Here is a 23,650-nt window from a genome sequence, read left to right as displayed (position 1 = left end):
ACCAGTTAATACAGGACTTGTTCTCATGAGACTTTCATTACTCCCCAGTGTACTGATCATTGGTAGCATGTTGTATTGTACTGTTGCAGGCGCGCAAGATGCAGAGCACGACCATGGCAACCATGAGGAGGATATTACGGCCTTAGGTGCACATGTTCATGGTAAAGCCGTGTTAACACTGGTGCTTGAGGGCAATGAAATGCAGCTGGCTTTTCAATCTGCAGCGCAAAGTATTGTTGGCTTTGAACACAAGGCGCAAAGCAACGAAGAAAAGCAAGAGGTGGCTGCAGCCATTGCGGTCTTTAGTCAGGCAGAGTGGTTTAGCCTTAACGCTGATGCAAACTGCGAGCTGGCTCAGGCTGATGCGAGCACCGATTTGACCGAGCTTCATGCCAATACAGGACACGCCGATTTTTATGCCAACTACCAACTTTTGTGTCAGCGGCCAGCAAGGCTAAATGAATTACAATTATCCATATTTAGTTTAGTTCCGGCGCTGGAGGAAATTGATGTGCAATGGATTATTAACGGCAAGCAAGGGGCTTCAAAAGCGTCTCTTGGTAGCAGTACAATATATTTTCGCTAATACAGGGCGTTATACCAATACGTTTCATTTATGTTGGTTTAAACGAAAAAAAAGTGGCAGCTTGATATCATGATGATTATCTAAGCTGCCTTTTTTATTAGTAGGTGTACTCTTCAATCGTGTCTGCTTTGATGCTGTATGCTGACTGGCCCAAATCGTGTGTCATCACTTCCGTTGTTAGAGTGCCGCTAATCCAAAACGGTGAATAAATCATATCGGCTTTTAAATTCTTCGCGCCACTTACAAAAATAATTTGGTTTGGTGGCGGTGGCGGCACGTGAATGCAGGCACCAAAATAAGGTACCAAAAAGAAGCTGGTGACATTTTGCTCGCTATCAAACTCTAGCGGTACAATAAAACCCGGTACCCTAACCTTAGTGTTATTGTACTTTTCCACTACCTTGGCGGAGCTTAGGATTTGCTGCCATTGCTGTGCAGCTGGGTCATCGCCCTGATAGTTATCATCAAACGGCGACGGCTGACTATAGTCATGCTGCACTTCTGGCATTTGTTGTAATGCTTTTAAATCTTCTTCTGGCATTAAGTCTGTCCACTCAATGGTTGTTACTTCGGCAGCACTTACTGAGCCAGGCAAAACAGCAGATGATATGGATGCGACCATTGTCAAATATAACGCAACAGATAACGTCTTCAGCATTGGAGCTTACTCCCCTAAATTGGCATAATGGCTAAAACGCCAACATAATAACATGACACTGAGGGCGCCTGTGACCGACAAGCCGAAAATTCCTGCCATTGAGCTCAAACAGCTGCTGTTTTTTTACCAAGCGGGTGGCTGGCAATTATCTTTACCTGAACTGACATTACAAAGTGGCCAACATTTATTTGTTCGAGGTGCGTCGGGGAGTGGTAAAACAACCTTACTCAATTTGCTATGTGGTATTACTAAGCCGGTGAGTGGTGAGCTGAATGTCAACGGCCAACCGCTGCATACATTATCTAGCCGCGCCCGTGATAATCTGCGGGCAAAACATATTGGCGTGGTGTTCCAGCAACTTAACCTTATTCCGTATTTGTCGGTAATGGACAACGCATTATTGAGTAGCCATTTTGCTGGTATACAAAAATCTGAAGTACAACCGCGGGCTACCACATTACTTAACCGGCTGGGTTTATCGCCGGAGTTGTGGCACCAGGCAGCTACTACTTTAAGTGTTGGGCAGCAGCAACGTGTTGCTATTGCCAGAGCTTTATTACCCAAGCCAACCTTGTTAATAGCAGATGAGCCGACATCGGCACTGGATAGTGATAATCGAGACACCTTTATGCGGTTGATGTTGGCAGAAGCTGACAGTAATGGCTGTACCGTGATCTTTGTCAGTCATGATCAAAGTTTGATGCAATACTTCAATAGCTACCTGGATATGCAGCAGTTAGCTCAGGGGGTTAAGCCATGTTGATGAAATTAGCCCGATTAAGTTTATGGAACCGGCGTGGCACTGTGCTAATGACCTGGTTGTCGTTAACCATTAGCATTGCACTCCTATTGGGGATTGATCACTTACGTACCGAGGCAAAAAGCAGCTTTACCAGCACAGTATCCGGTACGGATTTAATTGTTGGCGCCCGCTCAGGCCAACTTAACCTATTGTTGTACTCTGTATTTCGCATTGGTAATGCTACAGCCAACATCAGCTGGCCTAGTTACCAGCGCATACTCAAACATCCGCAAATAGACTGGAGTATCCCAATTGCATTGGGCGATTCGCATCGTGGTTATAGGGTTATGGGCACTAGCGACGACTATTTTAACTATTACCGTTACGCCAATAGCCAGCCACTTAAGCTAACAGAAGGCAAAGTGTTTAGCGGGGTGTTTGAGACAGTATTAGGGGCTGAAGTGGCACAAAAGCTAGGCTATGGTATCGGCGAGCAGATAGCGTTGTCTCATGGTGTTGGCGAGGTTAGCTTTAGTCAGCATAAGGATAAGCCGTTTACTGTTGTGGGCATATTGGCGCGCACGGGCACGCCTGTGGATCAAACTGTACACGTGAAGCTTGAAGCTATCGAGGCAATACATTTAGATTGGCAGCAAGGCGCACCAATACCCGGACGCCAATTAACGGCAGAGCAAGCCTTAGCCGCAGATCTTACACCGAAATCGATAACGGCTTTTATGGTTGGGCTTAAATCGCGCATGGCTACCTTTACCGTGCAACGGCAAATTAATGAGTATAAGCAAGAGCCATTAACCGCTATTTTGCCGGGTGTCGCGCTGGCAGAACTTTGGCAAATGTTGGGTATGGTAGAAAACCTATTGTTGCTTATTAGCCTATTGGTATTGCTGGCGGCATTGGTTGGCATGATCACCACCTTGTTAGCGTCGATGAAAGAGCGCCAGCGCGAGATGGCCATTTTGCGCGCTACCGGGGCACACCCATGGTATCTGTTTGTGCTTATTCAGCTTGAGGTGCAAATTGTCACGCTGCTATCAATGCTGTCGGCTGCGGGCTTACTTTTTGTTAGCCTCTTTGTCCTGCAAGATAAACTTGCTGCCGAGTTCGGCCTGTTTATCAGCCTGCAAATTATTAAGTTAAACACTCTGTATTGGGCGGGCGGGGTGATGCTGTTATCTGCGGTGTTGGCCACCATTCCGGGCATTATTGCTTATCGCAAAGCGCTGGCGGATGGACTTACTATTAGGTTGTAATGAGTTGTCTGGGGCAAGTTAAACTTATGATACAGCCTGTATCGCTGTTTCGCAGGCTGATTTCACCTTGTAGCAAATGAGACACTAAATTAAAAACCAGCGTCAGCCCTAAACCTTTAGCACCTTGGCTGCGCCGTGTGGTAAAAAAAGGTTCAAATGCCAGAGCAAGTTCATCATTGCTCATTCCCCGGCCATTGTCGGCCACCTCCAACTGCCAATTATAGGTATTTTGGTTAGCCCGTATTTCAATCTTGCGTTCAGACTGTGTCGTAAACGCATGCTGGCAGGCATTTTCTATTAACCGGGTTAAGATAATAGCTAAGGGGCTGGAAAAGCTTTGTACTTGCAGTTCGTCCGGCACGTTCAGGATAATCTCAACGTGATGTTCTTGTAGCAGTGACTGAACACTGAGCAGTACCTGAGGAATAAACTGATGAAGTACTAGCCACTCTGCTTTTTGGTCATTGCGTGCCCCTGCGGTTTGTTTAAAGCTATTCACTAAATCAACAGCCCGCAGCAAATTAGCGTTTACCATGGCAATACTGTTAGTGATTATATGACCATGTTGCATAAATAACTGGCGTGTTAACTGCTTAGACTCAAACAGTTTCTCCAGTTCTGTTAATGTTGCCTGAGCATGGCTGGAAGCTGTAACCGCAACACCCAGTGGTGTATTAATTTCATGGGCAATACCGGCAACTAAACGACCTAAGCTTGCCATCTTTTCGACTTCAATAAGTCGGTGTTGCGTCTGTTGCAACTGCTCTATCGATTGTGTTAACTCCTGTGTTCGCTCGTAAATAATATGCTCGAGATCACTGTTAAGTTTTTCCAGTTCAAATTGATACTTCATCCGCTCAGAGGCACTTAATGCCCGACCATAGATATCGGCAAGGAAGCCAGCAAATACTATCTCATCAGTTTGCCATTGTTTTGCTTGCCGATGTTCAATGCAAATAATACCAACCATCACACCATGATGGCGGATAGGGGTGTCCAACATTGAGCAGATGCCTAGCGGTTGAAGATAGCCGGTTGAAAACTCACTGGTATGAGGATGAGTATGAGCATCATTTGCGACGATGTTTCGTTCTTCATCTAGCGCTGCCAGATAACGCGGGAAATCTCGCCGTGCCAAAGTCATATTGGGTGTTGCTTGGTGCAGCTTACCGTCGACTAAATACGTACAATCAATTTGTGATTTATCAGTAGATAGTAACCAAACGCTTGCTCTGTCGATGGCAAGACCCTGTGTAATACTATCTAAAATCACGCGGTTGCTGGCGGTCATCTCACCGTTGTCTACTGCGGGACTTCGGCTTATTTGCAATAAAATATCGTGTAAATGTTTCTGCATGTGGACAACTTGAACTCCAGCTTAAAAGCGGCGTTTAAAGGTAATTACCGACGTAACAATAGCAATGTATAGCATGTTAATTATCTGATCGCTAAATTTACTGTTTTTGCTGATGACATTGGTAGTACCTAAGTATCCGTTTATACTGCGTACTTTAGTTAAAGTGGAGGTTTAAACATGCAACTGTATCTAGTGTATATCGGTGGTACGGCCCCTGGTGCGAATATAGAATTACACGATATACGCTTTGTCGCTGCTGACAATATTGAAGCAACGTATCCGCTGCTGCGCGAGCAATGGTTTGGTACTAAAAAAGGCTTACATATCGACAGTTACATGCAAATACAGCACATCGACGGTTTTCAGGTTAGTTTGCACACGGCACCACAACAGGCAGAGCACAAACTGTTTTTTGTGAATTTCGGTGGCTATTACCCGGATAAAATTGCCGAGCAACATGACTTTATGCTGTGCGTGGCGTCTAATGTCGCACAGGCGAAAGCGAAGGCGAAGCGTCTGCTGTTAACTGACGCAGATAGCCCGCATAAAGATGACTTACTTGAACTGGACGACTGCTTTGCTTTAGAGCAGCTACAAGGGCAGTATATTCACTTGACGCCATCTGGCCAAAGCCAGCCAATGCGGCCAGACTGGTCTGGTTATAACGTAATTGGTTAATTCGTTTAGCTCATTTTAGCTTAGTCTTTAGCGCTGTAGCATAGCGCTATCGAAGGCCTGGCATGTTTGGTTTTGTTAAAAAGCTGCGCTTCCAGCATTGTGCGCAGTCTAAGATAATCCGGTTTTAGCGTTGCTGTCATTGTGCGTACATCTAAATAATGCGGTGCTCTTAGTCCGTTTAAATTAACTGGCTGGCCTATTTGCACAAAATGAATACCCACACGGCGCAGCGCTCTGGCAAGCGCCGGTTCTACCATTACATAGGCGTGAATACGCCCGGCGCGTAAACACAGGATCTGTGCAACTAAATACAGAGAAATCGCTACCAGTTTATTGCAGTTAACTTCTGCTGCTACCTGTTGCGATAGCAGAGCCCGGCTGCGGACATCTGCAGGAACAGCCAGGCGTGATATCTCGCAAATATGCTGGCGGCTAAAATTGTTCGGGGCTAGTACAGTATTGGTAAGGGCATTACTGCAGTAATGTTCCAACGGCAGTTGTTCATTGTTAAACTGGGACGTAACAATGCGCACCGTGCCAGCTAAGGCATCGCTGCTGAGTTTATTTATTGCCACATGCAGTGAACGGCTGTCAAAGTCATCTTGCTCTTCGCCATCCATGCGCTCAGGCTCAAATTGCAGCTCTTCACAATAAACTTGATGGCGTAGCCGGTAAATGCGTTGCTTTTGCTGTTCAGTCTCAGCCAGTGTGGCAGAAAAATAATGCGGGAACTGTTCGTGTATGGTATTCGCCGGTGGAACCTTGTAAGGTTCAAAGTTGTGATCTTCCAACATAGCTGTGCTGTTGGCTACAGATTGTAAGGTCATTTGTTGCCCCAAAGATGTATTGCTACTTTAATTTGCCGGTTATTTTTGTGTGTAAATAAAACCTTACAAAACCAATCCTTGGGTATAGGCTGTCAAAAATGCAGTAAGTTGCATTGCTAACAAAACCTACTATGCGGACTAAAACGATTCAGGTCAAACACTGTAAACTGCAAAAATCGAGGAAATAGCGGTGTTTTGGGCTAACATTCTGATTTTAATCTAAGAAAAAAATCAACTTTTTTTAACGATTGTTATTAATTGTTATTCAGCGGTAATTCATTAACACGACAGAGGAGTTGCAGCCTGGTGTAGTTCTATTTTTGTACACATTGTTCAAGTTGCTGAATATCAAGCTGAACCTGGCGAGCCAACGTTCTAAGCTGAATTAAACGCTCGTCTGCCAGCGATATTTGGCAGCGCAGTGCGGGCATAACGGTTGCCACTTCGTTTTCCAGTGCTTTACCGGCAGGTGTCAAAACAACCTGTTTCACTCTTTCATCATGCAAAGAGGCGATACGCTGCAACAAGCCTTTTTGTTCCAGCTTTTTAACCAGTGGTGTTAACGCGCCAGAATCAAATAGCGTTTTGTTGCCCAGCTCGCCAAGGCTAATACTGTCCTGTTGCCATAACGCTAACATAACAACGTACTGCGCATAGGTCAGATCAAACGGCTGCAACAAGGGGCGATACAAGCGCACGACGGCATTTGTCGCGCTGTACAAGGCAAAACATAACTGTTGATCTAGCGGTAAGGTTTTATTCATCAGCAAGCTATCCATTAAGTTACACGCAGTCTAGCAAACTTAACCGGCGTTCTTACAGCTGCAAACAACATATTTTAGAATTTAAAGTTATATGCAATAATCTTGCATGCAAGATAAATAGCGTTTAAGCTAGCTCCGTTGTTAGCCATTAACCCAAATTGAGGAATTAAACATGGATATTCTGTATAAAGCTGTTGTTACGTCAACCGGTGGCCGTGATGGTGCAGCTAAGTCAAGTGACGGCTTGTTAGACGTTAAATTAGCACCACCAAAAGAGCTTGGTGGTAACGGTGGGGCGACTAATCCTGAGCAACTGTTCGCCGCTGGTTATTCAGCCTGCTTTATTGGCGCGTTAAAATTTGTCGCTGGCGCAGACAAAATAAACCTGCCAAAAGACGTAAGCCTGCGTGCTGAAGTGGGTATTGGTAAAATAGAAGGCGGTTTTGGTTTAGATGTAGATTTGTTTGTTAGCTTACCTGGTATGGCGCAAGATGCTGCAGATGACCTGGTCGCAAAGGCCCATAAGGTGTGCCCGTATTCAAACGCCACTCGTGGCAACATCGACGTACGCTTACACGTTAGTGTATAAATAGCATATCTCTGTAACAAAGCCGGCAACATTGCCGGCTTTTTGCATTATGTGCTCCGAGCCGAGGAGGCAACAAAGCGTTTGAGTAGGGCAGGTAATATAGTTAAATCAGCTACCAATGCCATTAACATAGCGGCGGCGGTAAGCAAACCAAAATACACACTGGGTAAAAAACCGGAAAAGCCAAATACGGCAAAGCCTGTGGCAATAACCACGGAGGTAAACAGCATCGCTAGCCCTGTGTGGGCGAAAGCGTGTTGTAATGCTTTGTTGGGCGGTGCTTGCAAATAGCTATGTACAAAGTGAATGGTGTCATCAATGGCGATACCCATTGCAATGGCTGCGATGGTAATGGTCATAATGTCGAGCGGAACGCCTAGCCAGCCGATCAGGCCCAATATACCCAAAGTAGTGCAAATATTTGGCACCAGGGCTATTAGCGCAATTTTTAATGAACGGAAGATCAGCAGTAAAATAATGGCCATGGCAAGGTACACCAAACCCAGGGTCATAATTTGCGAGTCAAACAGGCGCGATAAAATATCCTGATACAACACAAACAGATTAGTTAGGCTGTAATCTTCAGCTGTCAGGCCAACCGATTGTAAATCCTGATGCAGTTGTTGCATCAGTAATTCGCGGTTAAGCCCCTCTGTGGTGTCCTTAATTCTGGTGGCAATGCGTACTTGCAATGGTTGTTCGGCCAGGTATGCGCCCACCAGTTGGTTGACAACCTTTTGCTCCAGCAGCAGGTAAATAGAATTTAATTCATACTCTGTCAGTGGCTTATCATCGTTCAACTGTGTGGCCAGGGTAGTAAAATTAACCAGCGAGGTCACGTTGCCGCTGGCGGCAAATTCTGCCACCACCGCATGGGCCAGATGCAGCTGATTAAACTGCTCTGCGCTTAGCAGTAAATCTGCTTTGGCTTTTGCCGGGTCAAGGGTAATAACAATATCCAGCGGCGTAGAGCCGCCAAATTCTTGATCAATAAACTTTAGTTCGCGGTATACCTGCGTATCTTTGGCAAAATAATTAATGAAGCTGTTTTCCACATTAAGTTGCGCCAGGCCAGGCAGTAGCATGGCAAACAATGCCACGCCGACAAAAACAGTGCCCAAGGGGGCGCGTGCTACCCGATGGCGAATAGCCTGCAGCACATGGTGAAATATGGCGTAGTCGGCTGTTTCGGGGGTGGCTTTTAGCAAGCTAAGCAGAGCAGGGAACAGCAGCAGGCTGACACTCATGGTCAGCAGCATGGCAATCAGCATCATAAAGCCAAAATCAACCACCGGTTGAATACCGCTGAAAAGCAACGAGCCAAAGCCGACCGAGGTGGTAACCGCGGCATAAAAGCAGGGCGCCAGCTTTTGCTGTAATGTCATTACTACGCGTTGCTGCTGGCTGGCTGCGCTGTTGTTGCGGGCAATGTCGCGATAAGCGCCAATAAGGTGAATCATTACCGCCAGCGTTAAAATAAGCTGCAGCGCAATAAAATTGGCCGAGATAACAGTGGCGCGAATATCCAGCACGGCAAACAAACCCAATGTCAGCCAGACGCTGGCAGCGCATGCCAAAAGCGGGAACACCACCCAGCGGATACTGCGGTATAACAGCAGTAACAGCACGGCGATAATACCGGTGATGGCGCTGCCAAATACGGTCAGATCGCTTGAGATAATATCGACCAGATGTTGCGCTACTACATAGGCCCCTCCGGTAAAGGTTTCAGCCTGCTGCGCTACCTGCTGGTTAATGTGGCTAATTTGCTGAAGCTCCTGCTGGCGCTGTTTAACCAACGCCTGACGTAACGGGTCGGCTTGTTGTTGCAGCTGCTCCAGTTTTTGCTCTTCTTCAGCGGTCAATGGCCGCTGCAGGCTGTTTTGCTGCACCGCCAGGATTTCCTGCTCCAGTGCGCCAAGCTCAGGGTCGGGTTTAAATACAATTTGTAGCGCCGTTGCGGTTTGCGCTTTATTGATCAGCAGGTCGGTAAAGATAGGGTGGTCAGACAGCATTTGTTGCATCTGCTGCGGTGAAAACTGCTGTTTTTGCCAGGTGAGCTCTGCAACATCGGCGTCTGACGTTAGCACCGAGGCATCGCTAAGCAGCGGCACTGTCAGAATGGACGTCACGCTTTGTACCCTGGATAACGCCAGATACTGTTCGCGCAGCCAGGTCAGATCAGTAAAAGTGGTGCTACTGAAAATTTCACCGTTGCGTGGCTTATATGCCACCAGAATAAACTCATCGGGCGAAAAGCGCTGATTGGCCTGCTGGGTTTTAATGTACAGCGCATTGTTTTTTACCAGCAAGGTATCAGCTGAAGCATCAATGCGAAACTGCGGTACAAACACTGCCGCAGCAGCAAGTAAAACGGCAAACAGCAGCAAAATGGCAATACGCAGCTGTAATATGCGCTGTGCCAGCCAGTTGCTTACCGGCGTGTTACTGCTGTGGCTGGCTGAAGTGGTCATCGCGCTTTACTCCCTGTAAAAACTGATTACGAAAATACAGATATGGATCTTCTGCCTGGCGGTAAAGCTCTTCATATACCCGGGCGCGGTCGCTAAAGCTGTCAACAGCATCTACCCCTTGCAAATAATAGGTATCCGGCGGGTTGGTTACCTGGCCAATCGGGTCGAGCAGGTATTCGCTGACAACCGAGGTTGAGCCGCGCACATTGTTCTGCCCCAGAAGAGGCAGCACCAGATAAGGCCCTGGCGCGACACCATAACCGGCTAAGGTATCGGCTATCGACTGCTTAGCTTCTGGTAAATCAAACCAGGCGGTTGCCGGGTCAAATAAGCCCAAAATACCAATGGTGGTGTTAATCAGAAAGCGGCCCAGGTTAGTACCGGCATCTTTTAACTCACCGGCCGCCAGGTTGTTCAGCATGCTCAGAGGCTCACGTATATTGCTAAACGCATTACCTATTTTGTCCCGCACCGGTGCCGGCGTTATGTATTCATAGCCTTTTGCTAGAGGAATAAGGGCATAGGTATAGGTGAAGTGGTTAAAGGCAAAGGTGCCACGGTTCCAGCCTTCCAGCGGGTCGTTGTATTGCTGCGCCTGCTCTTCGCCTGTCGCCGGGGCGCGCTCTGCCATATCAACTACGGTGGGCTCAATTTCAATCCGGCCCTGCGAGGTTTCAATAGTGGCGGTTTTACCACTGCTTAACTGTTCGCTGGCAGTAAGCTCTGTGTTGGCACTATCATCAGTGCTCTGGCTGCTGGTTATCGGCGCCGGGGTATCCTCAGGCGGTGTCTGCGGTTGGCTGGCACAGCCGCTTAACAGCAACAGCAGTATCAGGCTAAGCGTGGTATTAGATGTCATAGAGTGCTCCAACGCAGTTAGTTAACTGCATTTAGTGTTTATTCTGTTTATCTGAAGCTGCTTTTTTATCGCTGCTGTTAGCAGCGGCTTTATCTTTATCGTCAGATGTCACTGACGTGAAATCAATAATATCCTCCACCCGCATCTGGTAAGCCTTTATAAAAGCGTTGTAGAACAGCCCACCTATCGCTTTTAACACTGAGGTATCCGGTGAACTAATATCACCCTGTATCGGGATGCGCGTGGCTATAAGTTTTTCATCATCATTTTCAAACAGCTCGGCCAGTGCCGCAGACAGTGCCTCAATAAACAGCTGCAGGGGGTTATCGTCGCCTTTTATCACATCGTTAACCACATCTTCTTTCCAGGAGAACACTTCAAGCTGATAAATGCCAGCCTTAACATAGCCATTCACCTGGCCTTTATCACTGGCCAGTTCTGCTGCCAGCTCAAACTCACCGGCCTCAACATCAAAAGGGGCATAAATTTTTACAATGCTATCAGTTACTTTGGTAGGTAGCTTTTCCATTTGCATATTGATATCAAAACTGGGCTTTTTCACGTTAGGGTTAAACTTGCCGCGGATAAAAAACGGTGCGCTGCCGCCTACAGTTCCTTCAAGGTCGATGTCGGTTAGCAGCTCAGACTCGGCGTCGTTATGTAAATTTCGTACCTCGCCCTGTACGTCGCTTAAAATCAGCTCGCCCAGCACATCTTTGGCAATGGCGTTAAACTCAATACGGCCGTCATACAGCGACAGCTTATCGATAGAAAACAGCGTTAAGTCATTTGCCAGGCCAATCCAGGTACGTTCGTCCAACACGGCGTCTTCAGTAATATCGGTTTGATCTGTACGGTCCAGCGCCATAATCACCGGTTTATAAAATGCCATAGTGCTAACAATTTCACCCTTTAACAGCTTGGCCCACGACAGCTGTAAACTCAGGCGCTCGGTAGAAAACAGCGGCAGTTTGCCTTTGTCATTGTGCTGAAAAATTTCGATCTGCTTTATATCGTAACCACCGCGCCACAATGCTAAATCTATATCCTGCACATGGCCGCTAATGCCCTGCTGGCGCTGCAGCAGTGAATTGACATACCACACCATGGCTTCAGGTGCAGCGATGCGCGCTGCCAGTAAAAGCAGTAAAATAGCGATGGTTATTTTGACCGGTTTGTTTAATGTCATGCTGTTGTTATGCCCTGACTAATGCGGCGCTATTGGCTTGCAGCTTATTCAGACTACGCAGCAAAGATCATTCCAGTTGTGTGGTTAAGGTAAGTTTATGAAATTTCGTGGTTTTATCTGGGGTGGGGCAGGGCGCAGCGCTAAAGTATTGTAGCAGTGGGCTATTTTTACCCATCGGCTATGTAAAACTGACACAGCGCCCGGCAGGCAGAAAACAAAAGGCCAGCATTGCTGCTGGCCTTTTGTTATTTGGTGGAGCTGGCGGGAGTTGAACCCGCGTCCGAAAAACCTACATCGTCGGTACTACATGCTTAGCGCATTCATTTAGTTAACCCTATGAGCGCCGAATGGCAGGCTATCGTCGGGCGAGCCTGATTGGTCTTAACGTGTTGTCTCCAGGCGAAGACGCGACGCGATCCTATTAGGGGTGATCTTCCAGAGTCTCAGCTTATAGGCATGCGTGAGGGGAAGAGCTATCTACTGCCTATTAAGCAGCGATTGCGTAGTTTTCGTCGTTTGCGACTAGTTTTTTGCGGCTTTTTTACGAGGCCTACCGCACCTCGGCATGCACCTAAGAGTTCGTGAATCCCGTCGAATCCAGAATCAGCCCCGAATTCTGTGGTGTTACACTCACACTTACAGTGTTTGGCTATTGTACGCAGCTCGCTTTGATTAAACAAGTAAGCTTTGCATCGCCAGCCTTTTTTCTACAACACCTATTAGATGGGGTGTTGCAGGAAAAGTTTCAATTGCTGTTTAGCGCTTGGAATGTTTCATCATCCGCTCTTTTTCACGTGACCAATCTCTATCTTTAATATCGTCACGTTTATCAAAGGTTTTTTTACCTTTGGCCAGGTGGAATTCCAGTTTTACCCAACAGGCTTTCCAGTACATTGCTGTCGCTACTAGGGTATAGCCATCGCGTTCTTTTAAGCCGATAAGTTTATTTAGCTCACGCTTGTGCAACAGCAGTTTGCGGTTACGCTCTGGGTCGCATATTACGTGTGATGAGGCACTGTTTAGCGGTTGGATCTGCGCACCTAACAGGTAAGCCTCACCGTTATGCAAAATAACGTAAGAATCTGACAGATTAACCTTACCTTCGCGGATGCTTTTTAATTCCCAGCCCTGCAGGGCCATGCCTGCTTCATAGCGCTCTTCTAAAAAGTACTCGTGGCGTGCTTTTCTATTTTGCGCGATGGTACCGTTCTTATTTTTACTAGCTTGTTTTTTACTCATAATGTGTTGTATTCGCAGCTCTGTTTTCTATGTCAGCGATGGCTCAAGCCTTGTTGCAGCGCGTTATTCTGTTACAATCGGCGGCGAGTTTAAAGGGGAGAGAGTATGCCACAAATTGAGCGCAGTGCGCTGGTTTTTTACAGTGCAAAGCAGATGTTTGACTTAGTCAACGCTGTTCCTGACTATCCACAATTTCTACCTGGCTGTACTTCTGCCCGTATCGTTAGTCAATCTGATACAGACATGGTGGCATCATTGCAAGTTTCCAAGGCTGGTATTGGTCATACTTTTACTACCCGTAATACATTGTACCCTGATCATCGTATAGCCATGCAACTGGTAGACGGCCCTTTTAAACAATTACAGGGAGGTTGGGAGTTTCAACCTCTTAGTGACAATGCTTGTAAGGTGATCCTTAAACTGGAATTTGAGTTTTCCAGCAAACTTATTCAGTTTGCCTTTGGTAAGATATTTGGCGAACTTACCGCGTCTATGGTGAATGCTTTTACACAACGCGCGAAGCAAGTGTATGGAGAGTAGCATGTCTGATTTAATTACCGTTGAAGTGGCTTATGCCTTACCACAGCGGCAAAGCTTGCTAACTGTGGCAGTGAATCATTTGAGCACCGTGCAGCAAATTATTGAGCAAAGCGGTATTTTGCAACAGTTTCCTGATATTGACTTAAGCCAACAAAAAGTTGGTATTTGGAGCCGGCCAGTTAAATTGACTGATAAGGTAAAAGCGGGCGATCGCATTGAAATTTACCGCGCCCTGATTGCGGATCCAAAAGATTTACGCCGTCGTCGGGCAGAGAAGGCTAAAGAAGAAGGGCGGGCCGACAAAACAACCGGTGGTCGGCCACATGAAGTAAAAGCAGGCGTTGAATAGCAAAAAACCAGCATTAAGCTGGTTTTTTTCACTTAACCGCAGCGCTTAAATATCCAGCGGCGTATCAAAGTCGGCAGACTTAGCAAAATCGCCTTTAATGTTCTGTAATTTATTATCTTCAAATTCAATGACTAATTGCTTTTCGAAGTGCTTACCGTTACCACTTTTCAACGCATAAAAATAATGCCAGGTGTCGTTGTCAAAGGCGTTAGCGGCCACTGGCGTGCCTAGTACGTATTTAACCTGCTCTTTGGTCATGGCAATACGCAGTTTGTCGATATCTTTCTGCTCTAAAAAGTTACCTTGTGGAATATCAATGCGGTATACCCAGCTGCTGCAGCCACTTAGGCCCATTAACGCTGTTACCAGTACTAAAGTTGCTATTACTGCTTTCATTTGTCACATCTGCTTTATCTGAATGGGCTCATCATACCCTATGACGCGCCCGGTTAAAAACCTTCTTTCAGACCCCTGGTGTACATAAAAGTTCGCGTGCGTTTGCTAAAGCGCTGGCGCTGATATTTTCGCCTGCCAGTAGGCGGGCTATTTCACTGATGCGCTCTTCATCTGTTAGCTGGCGCATACGGGTTTCGGTAGCCTGACCGTCGGTATATTTTTCTACAAATAGTTGTTGATGTCCTAAGCTTGCTACCTGCGGCAAATGGGTAACACAAATAATCTGCGTTGACTCGCCCAGCTGGCGTAGTAAGCGGCCTACACCTGCTGCGACCGGGCCGCTAATGCCAACATCGACCTCATCAAATATCAGTGTGGGGGTGGTTATTTTATCCGCCAATATCACCTGAATTGCCAAGCTGATTCGGGATAACTCGCCGCCAGACGCGACCTTATGCAGCGCTTGTAATGGCTGACCGGGGTTGGTGGATACCTGAAATTCAATATTGTCCAGACCGTTGGCGCTGGCCTGTTCAATACTCTGCTGTTGCAGTTGAATAGTAAAACGGGCATTGGCCATACTAAGTTCATGCATACTGCTTGTTATTTTCTCACTTAACAGACCGGCGGCCGTCGCACGTTCATTGCTTAATTGCGTAGCAGCTGTGACGTACTGCTGCTGCGCTTTAGTGATATCGTCAGCGAGTTGCAGTAGCCGTTTATCATTGCCAGTTAATGTAGCCAATTGAGCTGATAACTGTTGGTGCAGAGCGGGTAGCGCTTCATTAGCAACCTGATGCTTACGGGAGAGGTTTAACCACAGGCTTAAACGTTCTTCTACTTGTGCCAAACGTTCGGGGTCTAATTCAACTTTATCGGCGTAGCGACGTAATTCCCGGCTGGCTTCTTCTGTCTGCACTAACGCTTCGTTAAGCATTTGGGTAATGCTATTTAGCGCGGGGTCTAAACTGCTTAGTTGCTCTAACTGGGCTGTTGCCGCAGACAGCGCCTGATAAATATTTTGCTGCTCGTCATCATACATTAACTGCAGGCATTGCTGGCTTTGGCTTAGCAAGGTATTGCCATGGCTTAAGCGGCTATGCTCACTTTCCAAAGCGGCGAATTCATCTTCCAATGCAGCAAAGTTGTCTAGTTCGGCAACCTGGTATTCTAATAGTTGGCGCTGTGCATCTCGCTGCTGTTGAGATTGTTCTAGCTCAACGTATTCTCGTTGCAGTTGTTGCCAGTTGCGCCAAGCGCTGCGGGTAGCGTCCCGGCTTGCGCTGTTGGCCGCGAAGGCGTCCAGCAACTGGCGCTGGTAGTCTTGTTTTAGCAGCTGTTGATGGGCATGTTGACCATGAATGCTCAGTAAATGTTGTCCCAACGCTTTTAGCTGTTGCGCCGGTACTTGCACACCGTTGATATAGCCTCTGGAACGTCCTTCGCTACTTACTACGCGCCGGACAATACACTCGTTGCCCATAGCTAAGTCTTGCTCTGTAAGCCACTGCTGCGCGGCGTGTAGTTTGCTGATATCAAAACTGGCGACAATGTCTGCTTTATCTGCTCCGGGTCTTACTACACCGGCATCTGCACGTTCACCAAGACACAACGATAATGCATCTATGGCAATAGATTTACCGGCACCGGTTTCGCCAGTAATGGTAGACATGCCATTGGCCCAGTCTATTTCTAAGGCACGAACGATGGCAAAATTACTGATATGCAGATGACACAGCATGCGTTGCTCCAGTGCTAAGTAGTAAGGTTGCTGTTAATAATAACAGTGGTTATTTATACAGTAACTTTATACAGTAAATTAAGCGCTGGCAAGTAGCCGGTTAATAAAGTTTGCTACCCCAACCCAACTTATTTCGTAGTACGTTGAAATAGCTATAACCCGGTGGGTGAACCAGCCGAAGAGGGGTGGGATGCTTACGAATATAAATATCATCGCCAGGCATAACCGCCAGTATAACGTGGCTGTCGCAGCTAATTTGTAAATGGGCGTCGTTAGTGCTGGCCACTTTTAGCCGGATGTTACTATTGCCAGATACCACTAGCGGACGGCTGCTTAGTGTATGGGGAAACATGGGTACCAGACAAACAGCGTCCAGGTCGGGGGTAAGGATAGGGCCGCCACCAGAAAGGGAGTAGGCTGTAGAGCCTGTTGGCGTGCTGACAATTAAGCCGTCAGAGCGCTGGCTAAACACAAACTCATCATCAATGTAGGCTTCAAATTCAATCATATGCGCTACTTTGTCGGCGTGCAGTACGGCTTCATTTACCGCGCTGTTACTGCTTTTTACTGTGCCGTGGCGATGAACCGATATTTCCAGTAAGTTGCGTTTTTCAGTGACAAAATTTCCAGCTAATACTTCGCTTAACGGTTGTTGAAAGTTCTCTGGGGCTAAATCGGTTAGAAACCCCAGGTTTCCACGATTAACGCCTAACACCGCTACATCAAACCGGGCTAATACTCTGGCAGCACCGAGCATGTTGCCATCACCACCTACAACAATCGCCAGGTCGCATTTTTTGCCTAATTCAACCAAATCCAGCACTTCAACGTCAGGGATATTGATAGATTGGGCCACACGTTCTTCTACATAGATTTTCAGTCCCTGCTGCTGTAGAAAAAGATAGAGTGCCATCAGGGTATTATTTGCCCCATGATGATGCGGTTTGCCGATCAAGCCAACTGTAGTAAAAGCATGCTGCATAGCGGTTTCCTTTCAGTGCGTTTTCGCAGTATAACGGCAGCGTGCGTTAGACACTAGCGATGCAAGACGCTTGAATTGTAAAGCGATGCCCCCATATCAAATGTCATTGAAGAAATGAGTGTGGCGCATGACGTTAACCCTAAGCAGACCAGAGCTTATTTTAAAGCTGATTGTTGAGCAGTATCTGTTGGATGGTCAGCCGGTGTCATCTAAGCTGCTTGCTGATAATACACAACTAGCAGTAAGTTCTGCCACCGTTCGAAATACCATGATGGCATTGGAGCAACAGGGGCTTATTCGTTCACCGCACACTTCAGCCGGGCGTATTCCTACCACCGCTGGCATTCGTCTGTTTATTGATAAAATGCTGCAGCTACAGCCACTGAGCAATTTTTGGAATATGGAGCTTCAGCGAAAGCTGGTACCACAGTTACCCGTATCACTGCTATGTCAGCAAGCTGGGCAATTACTGACAAACCTTACGGGTTTTGTTGCTATTGTCAGTGCACCAAAGGCCGATGGGCGTATAGTTCGGCAAATTGACTTAGTGCGTTTAGCCAGTGATCGCTTGTTGTTAGTGGTGATAGATGAAGATGGCGATATTTTGCATCGGGTGCTGCACTGCGAAACCGCAATTGATAACAGCACCCTGAGTAAGGTTTTATGTTTGCTTAATGCGGCCTTGGGCGGCGGTGGACAATGGCAGGATGGTATTGAGCGCCTGGGTACCATAGTGCGTGGTGAGTCAGCATTATGTCAGCAGTTATTGCAAAAGGTACTTGGGCAACTGAGCTTAGATGAGTTACAACAGCATCAACCGCTTATTTATGGCCAGCATCAATTATTGTTAACGCCAGAATACCAGCAGAATACCGCGCTACAACAGGTGATGGAGATGTTAGAACGCCCGGACGGTTTAATGCAGTTATTACAAACTGTTACGCTGGATGAACAACCCAAGTTATTGTTAGGTAAAGAGTCTGGTTTTATCGAGCTGGCAAACGTGAGTGTGATAGTGCAGCGCTATCAAGTACAACCTAAACGCTTTATTGCGTTGTTAGGCCCGAGGCGAATGAATTACGCCCGATTAATTCCATTAGTGGACGCTTGTGCCCGCCAGTTAAATTTAAACTTGAATCGGCGCCAAGCATCCCCATAATACATCTACTTAATTTGGGAGTAGTAACGCATGACTGAGCAACAACAGCCAAACGACAACACAACTGAGCAAGCTAATGAGCATGCTGATACCGTTGAATTATCCGGTGAGCAGGCCATTATCACTAAATTAGAAGCCGAATTGGCTGAGACGAAAGCGCAACTGGCAGATCAGCAGGACCTTATGCTGCGCATTAAAGCTGAATCTGAGAACGTGCGCCGCCGTGCCAGTATGGACGTGGAAAAAGCACATAAGTTTGCATTGGAAAAATTTGCCGGTGATTTATTACCGGTAGTTGATAACCTGGAGCGCGCGTTAGGTTTTATTGACCGGGAAGACGAGACATTAAAAGGCGTGGTGGAAGGGGTTGAACTTACACTTAAAAGCTTCCTTGATACTGTGGCCAAATTTGGCGTAAACCAGGTAGATCCGCAGGGGCAGCCGTTTAATCCGGAACTGCATCAGGCAATGAGTATTCAGCCATCTGCCGACGTTGCGCCAAATACTGTTACTTTTGTTATGCAAAAAGGCTATGAGCTAAATGGCCGCTTATTGCGCCCGGCTATGGTAGGCGTATCTAAAGCCCCTGAATAAGCCCGTTTATGCAAAAAACCGGCTTTACGCCGGTTTTTTGCTGAATTTACAGCAGCTCGCGGTAGACGTAGCTTGCTAACGGATGCTGTTGGCGCTGTAAGTCCTGCACAAAAAACTGCGCTATTTTACTGGCGCCTTGCAGTGTAAGGTGTGTGTTGTCTACTTTGCCTTGCGGAAACTTCTGATATAAGCCGGCGGGTACTTGAATAAAGTATGGCTGACTGTCATTTACGCCAAGCTGCTGCCACAGATCACAACTGGTTTTTTGTAAATCAAAAAAAGTTACTCCGGTTTTTTCCGCAACTTGCGCCGCCGCGCTGGCGTAATCGGCTAAATCGCGTTTCAGGCTGCCATCTTCGGCAAAGTTACGCCGACAAATTGAGCTGGCCAGCAATGGTGTGGCACCATGTTCGCGCACCTGAGTAATAAACTGTTGCAGAAATAGCTGATAATCGCCATCAAAGGCAGCATAGCGTGCCGGATCTGATTGTTTAGAATCATTATGGCCAAACTGAATTAGCACATAATCACCGGCAGCCAGCTCAGTAAGTACCAATTGCCAGCGGCCTTCATTGATAAAACGGCGAGTGCTTCGGCCATTGGCAGCGTGATTAACTACGGTTAACTGCGGCAATAAAAACTGCGGCAGCAACTGACCCCAGCCGCGCTCGGGGTAGGCTAGATTGGGTTTATCCGACATAGTCGAATCGCCTACCAGATGCAACTTCAGTGGCTTTAGCTCATTAGCTTGAGCTTGAGTTAAAACAAGGCACAAAAACAGTAAGACCAGGAATTTCATTGGTTTTCCTCATTTAATTTCAGCAGGGTTTTTAGTTGCAGCTCTGGATCCCAGCGCCCGGCAAAGGTCCACTTAGCAGTGATCTGCTCTGCGGTTACATCATCAGGCAAGTGAGTTTGCAGCCACGGATAAATAACCTGCTTATTATCTGTGTGGCTAAAGTAATAACGGTCGCCCCACAAGTTAGCCCGGTTGCGTTCTGGCTCTGCGGGGTAGTTATGACGGAATATGGGCTTATCAGCCATATTATGACTGTAGCGATTGTTTATTAGGTAAAACTGGGCGTCGTAGTGACGCCGACCCAGCATAAAGCCGGGAACTCCTTCAAAGCGCGAATCACGCACCACCATTTTTTGCTGCGGGTTTAACTCACCGTCATGCCACAAGGTGGCATAGGCTTTTTTATTCATAAATACGCTATTGCTAAAAAAAGCCCAACCGCGCGGGCATACCATGTCGGTATGACCTTCAAAGTAGCAGTTGTGATGGTAGTACATGCCGTCGGTTTTATTCCACAGGCTTAACGTATCGGCGCCGCCGGCAATAATGCGGCAGTCGGCGGTAATAATACGCGTAGCTTGCTCAAAGGCGCGCACGGCAAATTGGTGTTCGTTGTCACCGGTCAGTTCGCCATAACTGTTTACAATGCTGATATTAAGCAGCGCAATGTCGCTGGCGCGGATATTTACCACCGCTGCGCCCCAGTCGCTGGGGTGCTGTTTTAACCAGTTGGTGCGCAGCTCTGCCGCACGAATTTCGGTGTTATCCATTCCTGCGCCAATCAGTGCAACCTTATTGCGGGTGAGATAAATTTTTTCCGCATACACGCCGGGGCCAATTTGAATAATGGCCTGAGTATCGTTATCCGGCAGGCTGTTTATCGCCTGCTGAATACTGCGAAAGGGCGCATCGCCGCTTTGCGCTACCTGCAGGCGGATGATATCGGCGAAGCTGATGCTGCAGATAAACAGCAGTGACAGAGTGCAGAGTTGAAGAGCTTTTTGCATATTGTTGATTCCAAAAAAAGCCGGTACCACAAGATTACAGGGGCAGCATAGCGAAAATCGACTTACCCTAAGCTAACCGTCAAAACTCCGGATGCTGACAAATTCGTTTGGAACGAATTTGAACAGCTCTGCTGGCCCGAAGGGTAACTTCATGGACGAAGTTTATAATCGCGCCCTCAGGATGGGTTCACGGCGTGTTAGCGTGGGCAAGCCGGTTCGTGCCGAAGCATCAAAACCGGCTAAACACAGGAAGAAACTTAGTTAGTGCCAAGCAGTTTAGCCATTTGCACACCGGCCATAATAAAGGGGCCGTTTGCTTTGGCGTCGTTACGAAACACCGGCTCGCTCATATAGTATTCATAGCTGCCGTCTCGGCCAAAGCCTAAACCGGCCACCTGACAGGTGTTTACTAAACTAACGCTGTTATCCGGATGGACCAGAATGAATTCATCTACCAGGCCCTGATAGGCTTTGATTGCAGTGTCTTTATAACGCGCATCCAGATAACCTTTGTTTACGGCCTTGGCAAAAAAGTAAGTAAACATGCTGCTGGCAGAGGATTCTAAATAATTACCCGTGGCATCCGGTTTGTCCAAAATCTGGTACCAGGTACCAGTTTGAGCGTCTTGAACCTTTACCAGCGCTGCGGCCAGCTCTGTCGTCATATCCAGTAGTGGTTGGCGCAAGTCAGCTTGATCTGCAGGGATGATATCCAACACATCCACCAGTGCCATGGCTAACCATCCTAAACCCCGGCCCCAAAACTGGCTGGCCAGGCCGGTATCTTTGTTGGCCCATTCCTGCTGGCGTGCTTCATCCCAGGCGTGAAAGTACAAGCCTGTGGCAGGATCGCGCAGTTTTGCCCGGCTAATAGTAAATTCTTTAACTACTTCATCAAAGGCATGGCCTTGTTCAAAAGCCTGGCTGTAGTTGGCTAGAAATGGCATACCCATGTAGACCCCATCCAGCCACAATTGGTGTGGATAAATTTTCTTATGCCAAAACGCCCCTTCCTTGGTACGCGGGTGGTTGTTAAGTTGCTTGCGCAGTAAATCCAGGGCTTGTTTGTATTGTGGCTTGGGGTTGCGCTGGTATTCACGCAGTAACATATTGCCGGTATTTAGGCTGTCAATATTGTAGTTACTTATTTTGTAGGTGCGGATATCGCCTTCTGGTGTAATGAAGGAGTCAATTACATCGGTGAGTACTTGCTGCCACTGGGCGTTTGGGCGCAGTTTTAGCAGGTCATCATAGGCCTGCAGTTGCAAACCAGTGGTGTATTCCCATTTGCTGGGGCGCTGGCGTTCATAGTCCCAGCCGCCATAGGCGTAATACGGTGTTTGCCGCTGCATTTCGCTGGCCGCTAATCGCTCGCTCCAATCCAGCGCAACGTCAGCGGTTAAGGTGGCTGTTTTCTGCTGTTCTGAATAGGCGGTTTTAAGCGAAAGCCTGGGCGGCATGGTTAACTTTTCTATTTCTTGCTCAAGGTAGGCAACAAATTCCGCTTCGGTTGTTATCCCACCGGGTTCGCCATCCCAAGCTGAAAGGAAATAATATTCCAGCTCATTGCTGTCAGGCGTTAGCACTGCGACATGGCTGTGTTCATCACCGGTAATTTGTTTGTTTGTTCCTTTTTTAAATAGCACGGCCATGCCCATTTTATCACTGCCGCCAGTTAGCGTTTGCTCGCCCCACGTGGCCAGATAGGTCCAACTGTGACCAGGTATATCCTGCTTACCTTGCAGAAGTGTAGTTTTAGGCAGTTTAACCAAACCAATTGCAATATTGTCTATCGGTTCGCTAGTGGTTAAACGTGTATGCACCAGGCGGCTGCCTGCTGTCATTGCCAAATTGGCGGTAAGTTGACGCGTTTTGCCGGCAATTTGCCAGTCTTTATACTGAATTTGTAGTGCCGAGTACAAAGCACCATCTTCAATCACTTTTGCCGTATGGCCACTGATATTGGATACCAGTTGTACTTTTTCGCCGTCCCAGTAACCAAAGCCGCCGGCACCCAGTGACTTACCTACTTTTAGCAAGTCCATACCCCAGTCAGCCATGTTGTGATATGAGCTGTAACCGTCAAGGCCAATGTTGTGGAGTACGGGTTTGCCGGTTTTGTTACCAAACACATCAAAGCCGTTACGCCAGTCCAGGTAAATACGGTAGCCGACTTTATCAGACTCAATACCCGGGCCTTCGTAGCGGATCCATTCGGAATGATCAGTATATTGCGGTGGCGGAGTTAGTTCGCTGACATTTTTAAATTCGCCCCCTATGTATTTTTCAGCTTGCCATTCACCGCCAATTTTATGTGAAATTTCAGCTTGGGTGCGTTTAGTTAATTGTTGGGCGTTAAAGCGTTCAGTGTTACTGCTAATGGTAAGTTGCTTTTGTTCGGCAGCGACAAAATCAAGTTGCAGCAATAGGCTGTCTTTGCTGCCATCACCGTTGTGGTCAATCAATTGCGATGCCACATTTTCGCCCGCTTGCTGATCCACCAGCGCTTGAGCCTGAGCTGCCGTTAACCCCAGATCATAAAATGGGATTATCAGCGTTTGCTGAAAGCGGGCAAAGGTTGACGGGTTACTAACAAAGAGCGTGGCAAGTGTTGCATCATCGCTGGTGCCAAAGTTGTTGGCTGAAGAGTTAGTAGCGAAAGCGCTATCAGTTGAAAGGTCAGTGGTAGCCGGTTGCGGCGAGCAAGCGCTGACGATAGCGACAATACTTAAACTTAATACCGTTTTGCCAAAAAGAATGCGGGCCATAAAATACCTGTTATTACAATTTATCTGTCCTTGCTAGATAAAACGCGCCGTCCTTGGCTTGGCGTTTTGCAGTAAACCGCCA

23 protein-coding genes and 1 other RNA gene are annotated in these 23,650 nt (G+C 47.3%); 9 read left to right on the top strand and 15 right to left on the bottom strand.

Annotated elements, in window-relative coordinates:
• Positions 1-25: 25 nt before the first annotated feature.
• Positions 26-586 carry a ZrgA family zinc uptake protein gene (locus ORJ00_RS04130; RefSeq protein ID WP_306139067.1) on the top strand — a complete coding sequence of 187 codons (561 nt, stop codon included), beginning with the start codon at positions 26-28 and terminating at the stop codon, positions 584-586.
• 97 nt (positions 587-683) lie between these two features.
• On the opposite strand, the gene ORJ00_RS04125 is transcribed toward ORJ00_RS04130, so the two are convergent.
• Positions 684-1,244, bottom strand: coding sequence for a DUF3299 domain-containing protein (locus ORJ00_RS04125; protein ID WP_306139065.1), 561 nt, complete (start codon positions 1,242-1,244; stop codon positions 684-686).
• Between the two features lie 52 nt (positions 1,245-1,296).
• Between ORJ00_RS04125 and ORJ00_RS04120 the strand changes: the two genes are divergently transcribed.
• Entirely contained in the window at positions 1,297-2,007 is a 711-nt protein-coding gene (locus tag ORJ00_RS04120; protein ID WP_306126075.1) for an ABC transporter ATP-binding protein, read from the top strand.
• Positions 2,001-3,257 carry an ABC transporter permease gene (locus ORJ00_RS04115; RefSeq protein ID WP_306139064.1) on the top strand — a complete coding sequence of 419 codons (1,257 nt, stop codon included), beginning with the start codon at positions 2,001-2,003 and terminating at the stop codon, positions 3,255-3,257. Before ORJ00_RS04120 ends, ORJ00_RS04115 begins: the two co-directional genes overlap by 7 nt.
• Here ORJ00_RS04115 and ORJ00_RS04110 read toward each other — a convergent pair.
• Positions 3,247-4,614 carry a GAF domain-containing sensor histidine kinase gene (locus tag ORJ00_RS04110; protein WP_306139063.1) on the bottom strand — a complete coding sequence of 456 codons (1,368 nt, stop codon included), beginning with the start codon at positions 4,612-4,614 and terminating at the stop codon, positions 3,247-3,249. The genes ORJ00_RS04115 and ORJ00_RS04110 overlap by 11 nt on opposite strands.
• Positions 4,615-4,791: 177 nt before the next feature.
• On the opposite strand from ORJ00_RS04110, the gene ORJ00_RS04105 reads away from it, so the two are divergent.
• Entirely contained in the window at positions 4,792-5,292 is a 501-nt protein-coding gene (locus ORJ00_RS04105; protein ID WP_306126077.1) for a DUF1543 domain-containing protein, read from the top strand.
• Between the two features lie 20 nt (positions 5,293-5,312).
• Here the strand turns inward: ORJ00_RS04105 and ORJ00_RS04100 are convergent, their stop codons facing one another.
• Both ORJ00_RS04100 and ORJ00_RS04095 read right to left on the bottom strand, forming a co-directional pair.
• A complete protein-coding gene (locus ORJ00_RS04100) occupies positions 5,313-6,119 on the bottom strand; it encodes a PEP-CTERM/exosortase system-associated acyltransferase (RefSeq protein WP_305977870.1) in 807 nt (268 codons plus the stop codon).
• A gap of 314 nt (positions 6,120-6,433) precedes the next feature.
• A complete protein-coding gene (locus ORJ00_RS04095) occupies positions 6,434-6,883 on the bottom strand; it encodes a MarR family winged helix-turn-helix transcriptional regulator (RefSeq protein ID WP_306126078.1) in 450 nt (149 codons plus the stop codon).
• 172 nt (positions 6,884-7,055) lie between these two features.
• Between ORJ00_RS04095 and ORJ00_RS04090 the strand changes: the two genes are divergently transcribed.
• The gene (locus ORJ00_RS04090; RefSeq protein ID WP_306126079.1) at positions 7,056-7,472 is read left to right on the top strand and encodes an organic hydroperoxide resistance protein; all 417 of its coding nucleotides are present in this window, start codon (positions 7,056-7,058) and stop codon (positions 7,470-7,472) included.
• 47 nt (positions 7,473-7,519) lie between these two features.
• Here the strand turns inward: ORJ00_RS04090 and ORJ00_RS04085 are convergent, their stop codons facing one another.
• The 5 genes from ORJ00_RS04085 to smpB all read right to left on the bottom strand — a co-directional run bounded on the left by ORJ00_RS04085 (position 7,520) and on the right by smpB (position 13,233).
• On the bottom strand, positions 7,520-9,946 hold the full coding sequence (locus ORJ00_RS04085) for an efflux RND transporter permease subunit (protein ID WP_305977601.1): 2,427 nt from the start codon (positions 9,944-9,946) through the stop codon (positions 7,520-7,522).
• Entirely contained in the window at positions 9,918-10,805 is an 888-nt protein-coding gene (locus tag ORJ00_RS04080) for an MlaA family lipoprotein (protein ID WP_306139062.1), read from the bottom strand. Before ORJ00_RS04080 ends, ORJ00_RS04085 begins: the two co-directional genes overlap by 29 nt.
• Positions 10,806-10,836: 31 nt before the next feature.
• Positions 10,837-11,994 carry a DUF748 domain-containing protein gene (locus ORJ00_RS04075; RefSeq protein ID WP_305977764.1) on the bottom strand — a complete coding sequence of 386 codons (1,158 nt, stop codon included), beginning with the start codon at positions 11,992-11,994 and terminating at the stop codon, positions 10,837-10,839.
• A 250-nt stretch (positions 11,995-12,244) separates the two neighbouring features.
• Positions 12,245-12,605, bottom strand: a transfer-messenger RNA (tmRNA) gene (ssrA, locus tag ORJ00_RS04070).
• Between the two features lie 145 nt (positions 12,606-12,750).
• Complete coding sequence (gene smpB, locus ORJ00_RS04065; protein WP_027669705.1) at positions 12,751-13,233, bottom strand: SsrA-binding protein SmpB; 483 nt, start codon at positions 13,231-13,233, stop codon at positions 12,751-12,753.
• A 105-nt stretch (positions 13,234-13,338) separates the two neighbouring features.
• Here smpB and ORJ00_RS04060 point away from each other — a divergent pair, with 105 nt between their 5' ends.
• On the top strand, positions 13,339-13,773 hold the full coding sequence (locus tag ORJ00_RS04060; RefSeq protein WP_306136182.1) for a type II toxin-antitoxin system RatA family toxin: 435 nt from the start codon (positions 13,339-13,341) through the stop codon (positions 13,771-13,773).
• Between the two features lies 1 nt (position 13,774).
• On the top strand, positions 13,775-14,122 hold the full coding sequence (locus ORJ00_RS04055; protein WP_027669707.1) for an RnfH family protein: 348 nt from the start codon (positions 13,775-13,777) through the stop codon (positions 14,120-14,122).
• Positions 14,123-14,167: 45 nt separating this feature from the next.
• Here the strand turns inward: ORJ00_RS04055 and ORJ00_RS04050 are convergent, their stop codons facing one another.
• From ORJ00_RS04050 to nadK, 3 genes are all read right to left on the bottom strand, one after another.
• Positions 14,168-14,518, bottom strand: coding sequence for an outer membrane protein assembly factor BamE (locus ORJ00_RS04050; RefSeq protein ID WP_027669708.1), 351 nt, complete (start codon positions 14,516-14,518; stop codon positions 14,168-14,170).
• 67 nt (positions 14,519-14,585) lie between these two features.
• Complete coding sequence (gene recN / locus ORJ00_RS04045; protein ID WP_306139061.1) at positions 14,586-16,259, bottom strand: DNA repair protein RecN; 1,674 nt, start codon at positions 16,257-16,259, stop codon at positions 14,586-14,588.
• Positions 16,260-16,359: 100 nt separating this feature from the next.
• Positions 16,360-17,241: an NAD(+) kinase gene (gene nadK / locus ORJ00_RS04040; protein WP_306126082.1), complete on the bottom strand. Its 882-nt coding sequence runs from the start codon at positions 17,239-17,241 to the stop codon at positions 16,360-16,362.
• 127 nt (positions 17,242-17,368) lie between these two features.
• Between nadK and hrcA the strand changes: the two genes are divergently transcribed.
• Together hrcA and grpE are read left to right on the top strand one after the other, a co-directional pair.
• Positions 17,369-18,400: a heat-inducible transcriptional repressor HrcA gene (hrcA, locus tag ORJ00_RS04035; protein WP_306139060.1), complete on the top strand. Its 1,032-nt coding sequence runs from the start codon at positions 17,369-17,371 to the stop codon at positions 18,398-18,400.
• 30 nt (positions 18,401-18,430) lie between these two features.
• Complete coding sequence (gene grpE, locus ORJ00_RS04030) at positions 18,431-18,994, top strand: nucleotide exchange factor GrpE (protein ID WP_306126084.1); 564 nt, start codon at positions 18,431-18,433, stop codon at positions 18,992-18,994.
• A 46-nt stretch (positions 18,995-19,040) separates the two neighbouring features.
• On the opposite strand, the gene ORJ00_RS04025 is transcribed toward grpE, so the two are convergent.
• The 3 genes from ORJ00_RS04025 to ORJ00_RS04015 all read right to left on the bottom strand — a co-directional run bounded on the left by ORJ00_RS04025 (position 19,041) and on the right by ORJ00_RS04015 (position 23,568).
• Positions 19,041-19,793, bottom strand: a complete 753-nt coding sequence (locus ORJ00_RS04025; protein ID WP_306139059.1) for a rhamnogalacturonan acetylesterase — start codon at positions 19,791-19,793, stop codon at positions 19,041-19,043.
• The gene (locus tag ORJ00_RS04020) at positions 19,790-20,800 is read right to left on the bottom strand and encodes a pectinesterase family protein (RefSeq protein WP_306139058.1); all 1,011 of its coding nucleotides are present in this window, start codon (positions 20,798-20,800) and stop codon (positions 19,790-19,792) included. Before ORJ00_RS04020 ends, ORJ00_RS04025 begins: the two co-directional genes overlap by 4 nt.
• Positions 20,801-21,057: 257 nt before the next feature.
• Complete coding sequence (locus ORJ00_RS04015) at positions 21,058-23,568, bottom strand: glycoside hydrolase family 88 protein (RefSeq protein WP_306139057.1); 2,511 nt, start codon at positions 23,566-23,568, stop codon at positions 21,058-21,060.
• Positions 23,569-23,650: the final 82 nt, after the last annotated feature.

The sequence above is a fragment of the Rheinheimera baltica genome (assembly GCF_030731985.1).
GTDB classification, from domain to species: Bacteria; Pseudomonadota; Gammaproteobacteria; order Enterobacterales; family Alteromonadaceae; genus Alishewanella; species Alishewanella baltica.
The sequence above is the reverse complement of the archived record's forward strand: the minus strand, read 5'-3'. Positions and strand labels throughout refer to the sequence as shown.

Excerpts from the sequence above, each read along its gene's own strand:
- ORJ00_RS04130 (WP_306139067.1), top strand. The coding sequence starts at position 26 with ATGAGACTTTCATTACTCCCCAGTGTACTGATCATTGGTAGCATGTTG.
- ORJ00_RS04125 (WP_306139065.1), bottom strand. The coding sequence starts at position 1,244 with ATGCTGAAGACGTTATCTGTTGCGTTATATTTGACAATGGTCGCATCC.
- ORJ00_RS04120 (WP_306126075.1), top strand. The coding sequence starts at position 1,297 with ATGACACTGAGGGCGCCTGTGACCGACAAGCCGAAAATTCCTGCCATT.
- ORJ00_RS04115 (WP_306139064.1), top strand. The coding sequence starts at position 2,001 with ATGTTGATGAAATTAGCCCGATTAAGTTTATGGAACCGGCGTGGCACT.
- ORJ00_RS04110 (WP_306139063.1), bottom strand. The coding sequence starts at position 4,614 with ATGCAGAAACATTTACACGATATTTTATTGCAAATAAGCCGAAGTCCC.
- ORJ00_RS04105 (WP_306126077.1), top strand. The coding sequence starts at position 4,792 with ATGCAACTGTATCTAGTGTATATCGGTGGTACGGCCCCTGGTGCGAAT.
- ORJ00_RS04100 (WP_305977870.1), bottom strand. The coding sequence starts at position 6,119 with ATGACCTTACAATCTGTAGCCAACAGCACAGCTATGTTGGAAGATCAC.
- ORJ00_RS04095 (WP_306126078.1), bottom strand. The coding sequence starts at position 6,883 with ATGAATAAAACCTTACCGCTAGATCAACAGTTATGTTTTGCCTTGTAC.
- ORJ00_RS04090 (WP_306126079.1), top strand. The coding sequence starts at position 7,056 with ATGGATATTCTGTATAAAGCTGTTGTTACGTCAACCGGTGGCCGTGAT.
- ORJ00_RS04085 (WP_305977601.1), bottom strand. The coding sequence starts at position 9,946 with ATGACCACTTCAGCCAGCCACAGCAGTAACACGCCGGTAAGCAACTGG.
- ORJ00_RS04080 (WP_306139062.1), bottom strand. The coding sequence starts at position 10,805 with ATGACATCTAATACCACGCTTAGCCTGATACTGCTGTTGCTGTTAAGC.
- ORJ00_RS04075 (WP_305977764.1), bottom strand. The coding sequence starts at position 11,994 with ATGACATTAAACAAACCGGTCAAAATAACCATCGCTATTTTACTGCTT.
- smpB (WP_027669705.1), bottom strand. The coding sequence starts at position 13,233 with ATGAGTAAAAAACAAGCTAGTAAAAATAAGAACGGTACCATCGCGCAA.
- ORJ00_RS04060 (WP_306136182.1), top strand. The coding sequence starts at position 13,339 with ATGCCACAAATTGAGCGCAGTGCGCTGGTTTTTTACAGTGCAAAGCAG.
- ORJ00_RS04055 (WP_027669707.1), top strand. The coding sequence starts at position 13,775 with ATGTCTGATTTAATTACCGTTGAAGTGGCTTATGCCTTACCACAGCGG.
- ORJ00_RS04050 (WP_027669708.1), bottom strand. The coding sequence starts at position 14,518 with ATGAAAGCAGTAATAGCAACTTTAGTACTGGTAACAGCGTTAATGGGC.
- recN (WP_306139061.1), bottom strand. The coding sequence starts at position 16,259 with ATGCTGTGTCATCTGCATATCAGTAATTTTGCCATCGTTCGTGCCTTA.
- nadK (WP_306126082.1), bottom strand. The coding sequence starts at position 17,241 with ATGCAGCATGCTTTTACTACAGTTGGCTTGATCGGCAAACCGCATCAT.
- hrcA (WP_306139060.1), top strand. The coding sequence starts at position 17,369 with ATGACGTTAACCCTAAGCAGACCAGAGCTTATTTTAAAGCTGATTGTT.
- grpE (WP_306126084.1), top strand. The coding sequence starts at position 18,431 with ATGACTGAGCAACAACAGCCAAACGACAACACAACTGAGCAAGCTAAT.
- ORJ00_RS04025 (WP_306139059.1), bottom strand. The coding sequence starts at position 19,793 with ATGAAATTCCTGGTCTTACTGTTTTTGTGCCTTGTTTTAACTCAAGCT.
- ORJ00_RS04020 (WP_306139058.1), bottom strand. The coding sequence starts at position 20,800 with ATGCAAAAAGCTCTTCAACTCTGCACTCTGTCACTGCTGTTTATCTGC.
- ORJ00_RS04015 (WP_306139057.1), bottom strand. The coding sequence starts at position 23,568 with ATGGCCCGCATTCTTTTTGGCAAAACGGTATTAAGTTTAAGTATTGTC.